The 13177-nt window shown below is 60.2% G+C and carries 13 protein-coding genes; 12 read left to right on the top strand and 1 reads right to left on the bottom strand.

The annotated features are described in order from the left end of the window. Positions 1 to 78: 78 nt before the first annotated feature. The 9 genes from BM317_RS16775 (at position 79) to BM317_RS16815 (ending at position 8061) form a co-directional block, all read left to right on the top strand. Complete coding sequence (locus BM317_RS16775; protein ID WP_092475404.1) at positions 79 to 1110, top strand: IS110 family RNA-guided transposase; 1032 nt, start codon at positions 79 to 81, stop codon at positions 1108 to 1110. Positions 1111 to 1584: 474 nt separating this feature from the next. Beyond that, positions 1585 to 2148: a nicotinamide riboside transporter PnuC gene (pnuC, locus tag BM317_RS16780; protein ID WP_092475282.1), complete on the top strand. Its 564-nt coding sequence runs from the start codon at positions 1585 to 1587 to the stop codon at positions 2146 to 2148. Further along, complete coding sequence (locus tag BM317_RS16785) at positions 2145 to 2669, top strand: AAA family ATPase (RefSeq protein ID WP_092165019.1); 525 nt, start codon at positions 2145 to 2147, stop codon at positions 2667 to 2669. Before pnuC ends, BM317_RS16785 begins: the two co-directional genes overlap by 4 nt. Positions 2670 to 2989: 320 nt before the next feature. Continuing rightward, on the top strand, positions 2990 to 3436 hold the full coding sequence (locus tag BM317_RS16790; protein ID WP_060742551.1) for a hypothetical protein: 447 nt from the start codon (positions 2990 to 2992) through the stop codon (positions 3434 to 3436). Position 3437: 1 nt separating this feature from the next. Then, positions 3438 to 4031: an adhesin gene (locus BM317_RS16795; protein WP_092164799.1), complete on the top strand. Its 594-nt coding sequence runs from the start codon at positions 3438 to 3440 to the stop codon at positions 4029 to 4031. 59 nt (positions 4032 to 4090) lie between these two features. Beyond that, positions 4091 to 5074 (top strand): heme utilization protein, encoded by a 984-nt coding sequence (locus BM317_RS16800; protein ID WP_092164800.1) that lies wholly within the window; start codon positions 4091 to 4093, stop codon positions 5072 to 5074. Positions 5075 to 5248: 174 nt separating this feature from the next. After that, positions 5249 to 5929: a C39 family peptidase gene (locus BM317_RS16805; protein ID WP_092164801.1), complete on the top strand. Its 681-nt coding sequence runs from the start codon at positions 5249 to 5251 to the stop codon at positions 5927 to 5929. 58 nt (positions 5930 to 5987) lie between these two features. Next, on the top strand, positions 5988 to 6734 hold the full coding sequence (locus BM317_RS16810) for a hypothetical protein (RefSeq protein ID WP_092164802.1): 747 nt from the start codon (positions 5988 to 5990) through the stop codon (positions 6732 to 6734). Between the two features lie 46 nt (positions 6735 to 6780). Continuing rightward, positions 6781 to 8061, top strand: coding sequence for a transporter (locus BM317_RS16815; RefSeq protein ID WP_092164803.1), 1281 nt, complete (start codon positions 6781 to 6783; stop codon positions 8059 to 8061). Positions 8062 to 8162: 101 nt separating this feature from the next. On the opposite strand, the gene BM317_RS16820 is transcribed toward BM317_RS16815, so the two are convergent. Next, positions 8163 to 9488 (bottom strand): sigma-54 dependent transcriptional regulator, encoded by a 1326-nt coding sequence (locus BM317_RS16820; protein WP_092475288.1) that lies wholly within the window; start codon positions 9486 to 9488, stop codon positions 8163 to 8165. A 341-nt stretch (positions 9489 to 9829) separates the two neighbouring features. Between BM317_RS16820 and BM317_RS16825 the strand changes: the two genes are divergently transcribed. From BM317_RS16825 to nhaB, 3 genes are all read left to right on the top strand, one after another. Next, positions 9830 to 10096 carry a hypothetical protein gene (locus tag BM317_RS16825; protein WP_013693488.1) on the top strand — a complete coding sequence of 89 codons (267 nt, stop codon included), beginning with the start codon at positions 9830 to 9832 and terminating at the stop codon, positions 10094 to 10096. Between the two features lie 184 nt (positions 10097 to 10280). Further along, entirely contained in the window at positions 10281 to 11570 is a 1290-nt protein-coding gene (locus BM317_RS16830; RefSeq protein WP_092475289.1) for a hypothetical protein, read from the top strand. A 95-nt stretch (positions 11571 to 11665) separates the two neighbouring features. Then, entirely contained in the window at positions 11666 to 13168 is a 1503-nt protein-coding gene (gene nhaB / locus BM317_RS16835) for a sodium/proton antiporter NhaB (RefSeq protein WP_092164807.1), read from the top strand. Positions 13169 to 13177: the final 9 nt, after the last annotated feature.

The raw sequence follows: 13177 nt of genomic DNA on the forward strand, positions 1-13177 counted from the left end.
CCTAATGAAATGGTCCTCTCAGACCTCCCCCCAGTGAAAGCTAAGCTTTCACTGGGGGATCTACCGGAGACCGCCGCCATGAATACTGACAATCTTGCTATTACCAGCTTGGATCTAGGCAAAAACTGCTTCCACTTCTACGGTCAAGATAACCGCGGGCGCCACCTGTTCCGTGCCAAGGTTTCACGCGCTCAGGTTTTTGCCTTCATTGCTCAACTGCCCCCTTGCACCCTGGCTATGGAAGCCTGCGGCGGTGCGCATTTCATGGGCCGATTCGCAGTCAGTTGTGGCCATCAACCCAAACTCATAGCAGCCCAACATGTACGTCCTTACGTCAAAAGCAACAAGAACGACTATGTCGATGCAGAGGCTATTGGCGAAGCCGCCAGTCGATCTGCGATGCGCTTCGTTGCGCTAAAAACCGAGGCTCAGCAAGCACTCAGCATGCTCAATATGACCCGTGAAGCGTTCATGCGAGATCGGACCGCCACGGTCAATCGCATTCACGCTTTTCTGCTTGAGTGGGGGGTTAGCTTGAAGCCGACCTTCAAATCAATCAGAGAACTGCCCAAAGTCCTGGAGGAGCTCCGCGCACCTGTGCCGGTCATTCGTCTCTTTGAGCAATTTCACGCTCATTTCAGCTATCTCGATGAACGAGTTAAGGCGTTAACCAAAGAATTGGAAGGCCAGGTCGCTGAAGACGATCTGGCTACACGGTTGATGACGATGCCGTGCGTCGGCCCGATCACCTCCAGCGCCCTGGCTGCAGAAATAGGTGACGGCAAACAGTACAAACGGGGCCGTGACTACTCCGCCTCGATAGGCCTGGTACCCAAGCAACTCACTACTGGCGGGAAGCCGCATTTACTAGGCATCAGCAAGCGTGGCGACCGTAATCAGCGACGATTGCTTGTGCAATGCAGCCAGACCTTTATCAATCACCTGGATAAACAAACCGGGCACTTGGCGGATTGGGTACGCGGGCTGTTAGCTCGTCACCACCGCAATGTTGTGGTGTGTGCGTTGGCGAATAAATTGGCGCGCATAGCCTGGGCCTTAGCGCACACCCATGGAATATATGAGGCAGGGCCAAGCGCACAGAACGCTTGACCCTGCGTTACCGAGCACCACCCACCTGGTTTTGCGATGCTGGATAACAGATGACGTAAACGGCCTACCGACCTGACAGAAAACCTGGGCTCCCACACGGCTCTAAAGCCGATCTACCCTAATCAGGACTGTCAGGCGCGATTTTCATCGCGGCGCGAATTTATCTTTTCGACGCCGAATAGATTGCGGCAAGCCAATCACGCATCCAAATTCAGTATTGCAGAAACTGAGAGGACCATAGATGTGGGAGCGGGCTTGCTCGCGAATGCGGTGTCTCAGTCGGCAGGTGTATAACTGACAGATAGCATTCGCGAGCAAGCCCGCTCCCACATGGGTGTTGTGCTGGTCTCAGGTTGGGTGTGCACCACAAATCCCTTGCCCGCGATGGCGGAGATCCATTCAACATTGCTATTGGAGCTCTCCACGCCATAGCGTTTACAATCCCCGCCCTCTCCTCTTTCCCAAGGAACCGCCATGTCCGGGCTTGAACTGTTTGCCGCAGCCCTCGGCGTGATCGCCGTCTGGTTGACCGTCAAGCAGAACCCCTGGTGCTGGCCGATCGGCCTGGTCATGGTGCTGCTGTACAGCTGGATTTTTTTCGAGGTGAAGTTGTACTCGGACATGCTGCTGCAGGTTGTCTACGCGGTGCTGCAACTCTACGGCTGGTGGCAATGGACCCGTGCCGGACGCAATCATGATGGGCGCCAGGTCAGCCGCCTCGGTGGGCCATCGGTGTTGCTCGGCCTGGCCCTCGGCGCGGCGGGCAGCTTGCTGTTGGGGGCCGCCATGGCCCACTGGACGGACGCCGCCCAGCCCTGGCTCGACGCCGCGCTCACGGGGTTCAGCCTCGTGGCCCAGTGGTGGATGGCGCAAAAACGCGTGCAATGCTGGCCGCTGTGGATCGCCCTGGACGTGATCTTCGTGGGTCTGTTCATCTACAAGGGCTTGCACCTGACCGCCGCACTCTACGCCCTGTTCACCCTGCTGGCCGTACAAGGCTGGCGCGAATGGCGCGCCGACCCGGCCCTGCGCGCATGAAGGTGGTGGTCCTGACCGGCCCGGAATCCAGCGGCAAGAGCTGGCTGGCGGCGCAATTGCAGGAACACTTCGGTGGAATGCGGGTGGATGAATACGTGCGCCATTTCATGGAGCAGACCCAACGCGATACCTGCCTGGCCGACATCACCGACATCGCTTCCGGCCAACTGGCCTGGGAGGACCAGGCCCGTGCCCATCGGCCGGCGCTGCTGATCCTCGACACTCACCTGTTGAGTAACATCCTCTGGAGCCAGACCCTGTTCGGCGATTGCCCGGAGTGGCTCGAACCGGCGCTGCTGGCCCGGCATTACGATCTGCACCTGTTGTTAAGCCCAGAGCAGGTCGAATGGACTGGCGACGGTTTGCGTTGCCAGCCCGAGCTGACAGAACGGCTGGCATTTTTCCAAGCGATCGAGACTTGGCTGAGGCGACATCGGCAACCCTTCCAGGTCATTCAGGGCGACTGGGGGCAACGCCGGCAGCAAGTGTTTGCAGCCGTTACCCAACTGCTTGAAGCCTGACCGCCGCTTGACTTGTTTCACTTATGAAACAGTGCACGCGCACGAAACCCGGACTCAACCCCGCTTCATGTTCTTGCCATCAAGACTGTAAAGCTGCTGAAACGCCCGCCTAAAAGCCTGGATCCAGAGCCCTGCAAGGCTGATGGCCATTTGGCCGTCGACGCCCTGTCTCAGCGCTGAAACAGTATCCCTCCCCGACGCTCCCCGCCTGAATCCAACCCATTGAAATGGCGGGCATTTCAAAACACGGCACAACACCTGCTCCTCCCCACTTCGCAACGCTGGACCAGGGCCAGCCCACCGAAGAAGGAATCGATGCCGTGGGGACTTTCGAAAGAAGTTTGACCTGTCTGCTCGTGATCGGCTGCGCCGCCAGCGCAACGCTCAGCCTGCCAGTACAGGCCGAGGGCAACGGCGTCATCGTGCTCAGCCGTGACGTACAACCCATCGCAATCGGTCGCAACGGCGGCAAAGACCCCTACCCGACCACCGTCAACGCCAACCCCTCCGAACGAATCAACCAAGCGACCGCCAGCACCGAACTGAGCGATGGCGAATTCGCCAGCGTGGCCAGCGGCTCGTCGATCCGCAACATCGTCACCCCCAATACCGGCGTGCAGGGTTTGAATGTGGTCACCAACCCCAACGGCATGCCGGGCATGAATGCCGGTCACGGTGGCGGTAGTGGTGGCGCGATCTCAGGCACCATCAACCGCTCGTTGAGTTCCGGCCTGGCCCCGCTGGGTCGGCTGGCGGGAGGTCAGTGACATGAAGCCCGTACTGTTTCTACTCGCCCTGATCATGCTTTCCCTGCTCAGCTCTTTCACCGTATTTGCCGATTCGGGTGTCGCAGTGGTCAGCAGCGCCAACCTGCAGGATTCCGGCAGCCACTACACCGGCAACTTCAACGTCAACCAGGCGGCCGGTGACCAGATCCAGCAAACCAACACCCGGGCCATCGCCATTGGCAGCCACGCCCAGGCAAGCACCCACGTTCAGCAACGTGTCGACACCCAGGCCGCCCCTTCCATGAACGCCACCGCCCGCATCGGTGGCCATTCCTTCAGCAACGGCAACGGCGTGCTGGGCGTCAACCAGTCCGCCGGGGCCAACAACCAGATGGCCAATGTCATGCGGGTGGGCATCAGTGCTCATCCGCAGAGCATGGACGACAGCGCCCTGTCCCAACAGAACGTGGCGTTGTTACCGAACTCAGGAGCAACTGGCGCCCCAACCGGCAGTCGCCAGGTCGTCACCAGCGACCAGGCCTTCACCGGCAGCCGAGGGGTAATCCAGGTGAACCAGAGCGCCGGGGTGGGGAACCGAATGGCTAACACCCTGAGCATCCGGGTCGCTGATTGACCCGGGGGCTACATAAGAAAGTACCGACACTTAACCAACGACACGCAAGGAGAAACACCATGAAACCTACAATGGCACTCAAACCATTGGTTTTCGCTCTCGCCGCGGTCATGGCAATGGCTGCGCAGGCCGATGGCAACGGGCGTGGCAACGGCCACGGTAACGGCCACGGCAATCAAGGCCCAAGAGGTCCGTCGCTCGAGCAACTGCTCTCGATCAGCGCCGGGGCTGGCGCGACCGTGCTGGATGAGCAAAACAGCGACGGCAACGTCGTGACCAACCAAGCCACCCGCAACACCGCTGAAGCCACTGACTCGCTCAATGGCAGCAACGGCAACATGGGCGCCAACATTGCCGGCGGCGACGGCAACCAGCAGGACAACGCCGCCGCCCTGGCCACCGCCGACGAAAGCTTCATCTTCGGCTCGGCTGTCGCCGCCTCCAGCGCCACGCAGGTCAATAACAACAATTACGTCAAGAACAACTCCACGCAAAACAACGCCTCGCTCACCAATGCGGGCAACAACGGCTCCGGCAACATCGGTATCAACGTGACCGCCGGGAACTTCAACCAGCAGAAAAACAACCTGGCCATCGCCGTATCCGGGGGCCGTGTCGCACAGGCCTCGGCCTCGGCTGACCAGTCCTCCACCGGCCTTGTGGTCGACAACAAAGGCGTGCGGACCTACAAGACCGACACCCTCACCAGCACCTACAGCGCCTCAGGCACGTTCAAGGCCAAAGGTACCGGCACCGCCGAAGACAACGATCATGGCGGATGGGACAACAGAGGCGGCTACGGCGGCGGTCATGATGACGACAAGTTCAAGTTCTCCGCCGTGGGGACTTTCGAACTGGCCGGCAGCAACACCCAGCAAGTGCTGACCCGCGACGGTTGGAAAAACCCTGTGATCAACAACGCCACCATGACCAACTCCATGAACGGCTTCTCCGGTAACGGCGGCGCCAACGTGTCGGCAGGCGTGGGCAACCAGCAAAGCAACTCGCTGTCCATCGCGGCCGGCTGCAAGGCTTGCATGTAAAAAAGTACCACTGTGGGGGTAGTAGCTCTGTAGGAGCACAGCTTGCTCGCGATCGAGGTCGTCACGTACGGCCCCTCTGCTGGCTTTAAAACCGCTATCGCAAGCAAGCTTTGCTCCCACAGGCTCACCCCCCACAGGGGGCTTTTTCCCGGACGTCCACTAGGCGTATTGATCATGCGTGTCACTGCCGTTTCCCTGCTGCTCTGCCTGACCTGTATGGCCGAAGCGGCGCAGATGCCGGTCGCCGCCCTGCCTGGCGGCATGCTGGTCTACAAACCGGTGCAAAGCGTACGCGAGCGTAAATTCAGCGACATCGTCGAGCAGAAAACCGATTTCAGTTGCGGCGCCGCCGCGCTGGCCACGGTGCTGCGCCAGGCCTATTGGCTTGACGTCGATGAAGAGCACGTCATCAAAGGCATGCTGGTCAATGCCGACCAGGACCTGGTTCGCACCCAGGGGTTTTCCATGCTGGACATGAAGCGCTACGTGGAGACCATCGGCATGCGTGCCCGAGGCTACCGCATACCGCCAGAGAAACTCGAGGCGGTGACGATTCCGGTGGTCGTCCTGATGGAAATACGCGGCTACAAGCACTTCGTGGTGTTGCAGCGGGCCGACAAGCAATGGGTCTACATCGGCGACCCGGTGCTGGGGCACAAGCGCTACGCCCACGATGAGTTCGTCAAAGGCTGGAACGGCATCGTATTTGCGATCGTCGGCCCGGGCTATGACAAGACCAATGCGCTACGCAGCCCTCCTCAACCCCTGACAGCCCGTAACAAGCTGGACGGTTTCAACCCGGTCAGGGATGCGGAACTGATGGACTTCGGCTTCATACAGAGCGACTTTTTCTAATCGCCGACCACTGCCAACAATAAGTACAAAAAGGAGCAGGACGCTCCGGGAGCAGCACATGAAAACGTCACACTGGCTGTCGCTGGCCTGCCTGCTCGCGACTGCCTCGGGCTATGCCCATGCCGGCTTCAAACCCATCGAAGTCAAGGACCAGGAGCTTGCCGAGCTGCGCGGTCGTTATGTCATGCCCGGCCGAGTCATCAGCTTCGGCATCGTCATGAGCAGTACCTGGCGCAACGCCAGCGGCGACTTGATCGGCGCCACCAGCACCATGCAGATCCAGGCCGCCACCGTCAAACCCGAGTTCTATGTCTCCACCATCAAGCAGACCGGCAATGGCAGCGTCCCGGAACAGGGCAGCGGCAACATGACCGGTGGTGCCGGCCTTGGTACCAGCCAGGGCGTGACCCAGAGCGTGCGTGCCGCGGGCGACGGCAACACGGCCTACAACAACGTCAACATCAATGTGAAAGAGAGCAACCAGGCGCCGGCGCTCGTACCTTCCCAGGGCCAACTGCTGACCAAGGGCCAGACCATCAGCGGCAGCAATGCCGCCGGCAGCGTCGCGGTCACCGCCACCGGCAACGGCGTGCAGATGGCGATCCAGGCCAGCCACAACCAGGGCGGCACCCTGCAACAAGTGGCCCAGGGCGGCTTGCTGCAAAACACTCGCCTGCTGGGCAATAGCAACCTGGTCAACAATATGACGCAGCTCAACGTGGTGCTGAACAACAACGGCCCCAGTGCCGGGGCATTGGACTGCAATCTGACCCAACTGCGCGGCCTCCGTAACCTCGGTTATTGAACTACGCTGTTTTCCGACCATTGGGCAAATAGGGACGGCATATTTCATGTATCGATCCGTATCGTTGCGCGCTGTGATGTGTTTAAGCACGCTGTTCCCGGCGGCCGTGTTGCAGGCGGCCCCGGACGCCGACATCGAGGCCCTGAAACAGGAACTTCTTGAGCTCAAGCAACGATACGAGGTCCAGCAGAAAGCCCTGGCGGTGCTCGAGCAGCGGGTTCGCCAGGTGGAAGATCAACCCGCCGCGCCACCACCCAAGCGCCTGGCCAAATCCCCGGCCGACATGAAAGGCAACCAGACCGTGGCCGGCGGCGCGACAACGGCCGGTGGCAGCGGCTACGGGCAATCCCTGGCCGATGACTCCCAGCCGGCCCAGAGTGTCTCCAACCTCTATGACGAGGCCAGCGGCTTCTTCGGCGGCGGCAAGTTCAGTTTCGAGACCGGCGTGACCTATTCGCGCTACGACACGCGGCAACTGATCCTCAACGGCTTCCTGGCCCTGGATTCGATTTTCCTGGGCAACATCAACCTCGACCGGATCAAGGCCGACACCTGGACGCTGGACCTCACCGGCCGCTATAACTTCGATAATCGCTGGCAGTTCGACCTCAACGTGCCGGTGGTCTACCGCGAATCCACGTATCAGTCAGGCGGCGCGAACAACGGCGCGGCCGGGGTCACCAGCGAAGAAACCGTGACCCGCGACCCGACCATCGGCGACGTCAACTTCGGCATCGCCTACAAGTTCATGGATGAGTCGATCAACTCTCCGGACGCGGTGGTCACCCTGCGGGTCAAGGCGCCCACCGGCAAGGACCCGTTTGGCATCAAACTGCGCCAATCCCAGGCCAACACCAACCTGTTCGTACCTGACGACCTGCCCACCGGCAACGGCGTGTGGTCGATCACGCCTGGGCTGTCACTGGTCAAGACCTTCGACCCGGCGGTCCTGTTCGGTACCCTGTCCTACACCCATAACTTCGAAGAATCGTTCGACGATATCAGTTCCACGGTCAACCAGAAGGTACCGGGCAAAGTGCGGATCGGCGACAGCTTCCAGCTCGGTGCGGGCATCGCCTTTGCCTTGAACGAGAAGATGAGCATGTCGTTCTCGGTCTCTGACCTGATCCAAAAGAAAAGCAAGCTCAAACAGGACGGTGGCGACTGGGAGTCGGTGACCTCCAGCGATGCCAACGCCGGTTACTTCAACATCGGCATGACCGTCGCCGCATCCGACAACCTGACCATCGTGCCCAACCTGTCCATCGGGCTGACCGACGATGCGCCGGATTTCACCTTTAGCCTGAAATTCCCGTATTACTTCTGATGCCCTCAGGGGTATGTGATGGACACATATTGCAAGGGCACTGCAAAACTACTGTGGGAGCGGGCTTGCTCGCTCCCACAATGGGTTGTGTGTAGGCTGTTCTAGCGAATCTGATGCTTGTGCAGCAGACGATAGAACGTCGGCCGGGATACGCCCAGCACCCGGGCGGCCACGCTCAGGTTGTCGCTATGCCGGTTGAGCACATCGCTCAGGGCCTGGCGCTCTGCGCGGGTCTTGTAATCCTCCAACGTGCCCATCGGTGCCGCGACGCCCTGGTGGCTGGCCAGGCCGAGGTCCCGGGCTTCGATTTGCCGTCCTTCGGCCAGGACCAACCCGCGACGGACGCGGTTGGCCAGCTCCCGCACATTCCCGGGCCAGTCGTGCATGCCCATCGCCACCAATGCATCCTCGCTGAAGCTGCGGGGGCGGCGGCCGGTTTCCTGACTGTAGAAATGGGAAAAGTGGCTGGCGAGCATCGCCAGGTCGCCATGGCGTTCGCGCAAGGGCGCCATCGCCACTTGCAGCACGTTCAGGCGGTAGTAGAGATCCTCGCGAAAACGCTTTTGCTCGATGGCCGCCTCAAGGTCCACATGGGTGGCCGCCAAGACCCGCACATCGACCGCAATCGGCTGGCTGCCACCGACCCGTTCAATGTGTTTTTCCTGCAGGAAACGCAGCAGATTGGCCTGCAACTCCAACGGCAGGTCGCCAATTTCATCGAGAAACAGCGTGCCTCCGTGGGCCGCCTCGATCCGTCCGATCTTGCGCTGGTGAGCGCCGGTAAACGCGCCCTTTTCATGCCCGAACAGCTCGGATTGGATCAGGTGTTCCGGAATGGCGCCGCAGTTGATGGCAATGAACGGCTTGTTGCGCCGGTGGGACTGACAATGCAGGGTGCGCGCCACCAGTTCCTTGCCGGTGCCGCTCTCGCCGCGAATCAACACCGGCGACTCGGCGGGCGCCAACTTGCTCAATAACTTGCGCAGTTCGCGGATCGGCTTGCTGTCACCCAGCAGTTCATGTTCGGGCCGATCGATGTGAATCGAGCCCTGCCCCCGCAAGCGCGCCATGCCAAACGCCCGGCCCAGTGTGACTTGGACCCTGGACACGTCGAACGGCAAGGTATGGAAATCAAAAAACCATTCGCAGACAAAATCACCGACGTTTTGCAGGCGCAACACTTCCTGGCTGAGCACGGCGATCCATTCGGTGCCGCTCCGGCTGATCAACTCCTTGACCGCTTCCGGACGCTCCAGGTGGAAAGGCTGCAAGCGCAACAGACCGACGTCACAGGTCCGATCGCCGGCGTGTTCGAGGGCGCAACTGTCCACGTCCCAACCAATGGCGCGCAGACCTGGCAACAGGCGATGACAATCGTCGCAGGGATCAACCACGAGCAGACGACGTGACGTACTGGCTTCGACCATGACTGATCCTTGGCGCCAAAATAAAGAAATATGATTAGAAACAGTCGTTTGGCAAACCTGCATGTAACAGTAGCAAGAAGTTGACGCACCCTTGTATCAATTGATTATCGAGATCGCCTCAAACTGGTTATAAGCAAGCGTTTCGTTAGTTGTTGTGGGCGTTTTTCTTTCAGGAGGCTTTCAAACAAAAGAGCAAAAGCCTGGTCTGAAAGAAAATCGAAATTTATTTAAATAATGTGTGACCCGCCTACCGGTTCGGGACATCAGTACAAGTAACCAGCCGCACGGTACGCCCAACCGACGGCACATCATTTGTTTGGGCACACTTGAGAGAAAATGCCATGAACGCCCCGCTCCGTATCAACGAAGCTCTTTTGATTGCCGACCGCGCATTCCGTCCTTTCCAATGCGTGGCCTGGGCTCCACAAGACGGTAACGGCGAACTTAGCCTGACCGTCATCGACCGTACCAATACCCATATTGGCCGCACTCAGATTCCAAGCAGCGCCTATACCGACCCGGTCCAACTGGCCGATCTGTTGAAACAGGCCCGTGCCGAATTGAGCCAGGAAGGCTATACCTTGCAATCCTGGTCGATGCCCGAATAAACCGCCGGTAGAGCCTGTTATCGATTGCAGGCTTGGCATTGGGTTGTAAAGCCATTGTTATGGCACGCATCGCCCCTGTAACTGCAGTACCTGACAGTTGTGCATTGTCACATTCAAGGATTGAATGTTGCCCTCATGCAGTCATCGCCCTTTCGGGCCGGTCGACACGCAAGGAGAGGCAGGCATGCTCGATCAGTTCGCGTTGGAACTCCCCCCGGCCCTGACCCACGCCGGGCAACTTGACCCAGGCTTTGCCGCCAACGGCAAAGCCTGGGTTCATTTCGAAGGCAGCACGTCGAGCCTGATCACCGGATTGACCCTCGACCGTGCCGGCCGAATCCTCGTCGCGGCCAGGATCGAGACCGCCCATGGCAGCCGGTTCGGGCTGGCGCGGCTCAACCATGACGGTTCCACCGATCCGGGTTTCGGCAGCCACGGCTGCGTGATCGGCGCGTTCGAACAGGGCTTCGAAGCGACGGCGGGCAAAGTGATCGAGCTGCCCGACGGGCACATCCTGCTGTCCGGCCTGCACTATGAAAACAACGAACACACCCTTCCCGCCCTGGCGCTGTTCGATCAGCAGGGCCATGCCGTCCAGAGCTTCGGCAATGCTGGCCGACACCTCATCCGGCTCTGCGGCCATCTCTCCCAAGGCCTGCGCGATCCCTGGCTGCCGCCCGGCGTGCCAGGCCTCGAGGCCTGCGACATGCAAGTGCAGGCCGATGGCCGGATTCTCTTGCTCGCCAACCATCACTATCAATTGTCCGACCATGTCGGTGTATTGATCCGGCTCCTGCCGGACGGGACCCTGGATACCTCGTTCAACGGTCGCGGTTTCGTGATGGTCCGACGCGCGTTGAAAAATACCTGGCTCGGCTGCCTGATGCTCCAGGCTGACGGTCATATTGTCGTCGGCGGCGCCATTGACTTGCCCCAGCATGGCTTGATCGCCCGTTATGACAGCAGCGGCAAGCTCGATGACAGCTTCGGTGAAGAGGGCTTCCTGTCCATCCTGGCGCAGGGTCATAGCGTGATGGTCAGCCAGATCGTTCAGGATGCGAGCGGCAATCTACAAGCCTTTGGCAGCAGCCGCGATCCGATGCACAGCCTGTCCCTGAAAGTGCGCCTGGACGGCACGCCGGACCGTCATTGCAACCAGGGCCAGTGCCAGCTCATGGCGATCGGGCGCAACGCCAGCCAGTGGACGGCGGCCCAGCTTCAACCGGATGGCAAGCTGGTGACCGCTGGCGCCACCATCGGCGGTATCGAAGCCGACTTCGTGCTCGCCCGGCATTTGCCGGATGCCAGCCTCGATCCAGATTTCGGTGAAGGCAAAGGCTGGGTTCGCACTCGACTCGGTTACAGCCTGGACACCGCCACCGCCCTGGTGCTGCAGTCTGACGGCAGAATCCTGGTGGGTGGCTACTCGCTCCAGGGGCATTATCGAGCGGTGATTGCGCGGTATTGGGCCTGAGTCAGATCGTCGTGGGCGAACGGTATTCATGCCTACGCTTGATATTCCCCATTTGTTACGGCAAGTTGCGCGCTTCTAATTAAAAGGAGCAGCCGATGTCCGGTTCGATGGCTCAAGCTTTCGCGCACAACTTTCTTGGGCATTCCCCGCGCTGGTACAAGGCGTGCATCATCACCTTTCTGGTTCTCAACGCCGTGGTGCTGTGGACCCTCGGTCCGGTGGTCGCCGGCTGGATGCTGGTCGTGGAGTTCATCTTCACCCTCGCCATGGCCCTCAAATGCTACCCGCTGATGCCCGGTGGGCTGCTACTGGTCGAAGCCCTGCTGTTGGGCATGACCACACCCAAGGCGCTGTATGATGAATTGCTGCATAACTTCCCGGTCATCCTGCTGCTGATGTTCATGGTGGCCGGAATCTACTTCATGAAGGACCTGCTGCTGTTCCTGTTCTCGCGCCTGCTCCTGGGTGTGCGCTCCAAGGCACTGTTGGCCTTGATGTTCTGCTTTCTCTCGGCATTTCTGTCGGCATTCCTCGATGCCTTGACCGTCACGGCGGTGATCATCAGCGCCGCGGTGGGCTTTTATTCGGTGTACCACCGCGTGGCATCGGGCAACGATCCGCGCCAGGACAGCAGCGTCGATGAAGACCACGGCCTGCCGTCGCTGCACCATGGCGACCTGGAACAGTTCCGGGCATTCCTGCGCAGCCTGCTGATGCATGGTGCCGTCGGCACGGCGCTGGGCGGTGTCTGCACCCTGGTGGGCGAACCGCAGAACCTGCTGATCGGTCACGAGATGGGCTGGCATTTCGCTGACTTTTTCCTGAAAGTCGCGCCGGTGTCGCTGCCAGTGCTGGTTGCCGGGCTGGTGACCTGTGTGGCCCTGGAAAAGCTGCGCTGGTTCGGTTACGGCACGCTACTGCCGGACAACGTTCGCACTGTGCTGGCCGATTATGCTGAGCAGGACAATCGCGAGCGCACCGCACGCCAGCGCGCAGCCCTGATCGTCCAAGGTCTTGCCGCACTTATCCTGATCGTCTGCCTGGCCTTGCACATTGCCGAAGTCGGCCTGATCGGCTTGATGGTCATCGTGTTGATTACCGCCTTCACCGGCATCACCGACGAGCATCGACTGGGCAATGCGTTCAAGGACGCCATGCCGTTCACGTCGCTGCTGGTGGTGTTCTTTGCAGTGGTGGCGGTCATTCACGACCAGCAGTTGTTCACGCCACTGATCCAGTGGGTCCTGGCCCTGCCCGCCGACCAGCAGCCCGGCATGCTGTTCATCGCCAACGGCCTGCTCTCGGCCATCAGCGATAACGTGTTCGTGGCGACCATCTACATCACCGAGGTCAAGCAGGCCTTCGTCTCCGGCCACATGAGCCGCGAACAGTTCGAGACCCTGGCGGTGGCCATCAACACCGGCACCAACCTGCCGAGCGTCGCGACACCCAACGGCCAGGCTGCCTTCCTGTTCCTGCTGACCTCGGCGATTGCACCGCTGATTCGCCTGTCTTATGGCCGGATGGTCTGGATGGCCATGCCCTACACCGTGGTGATGGGCGGTTTGGGCTGGTATGCGGTGACTTACTGGCTGTAAGCAATTTCT

The sequence above is a fragment of the Pseudomonas sp. NFACC24-1 genome (assembly GCF_900115235.1).
Classification (GTDB): Bacteria; Pseudomonadota; Gammaproteobacteria; order Pseudomonadales; family Pseudomonadaceae; genus Aquipseudomonas; species Aquipseudomonas fluorescens_AA.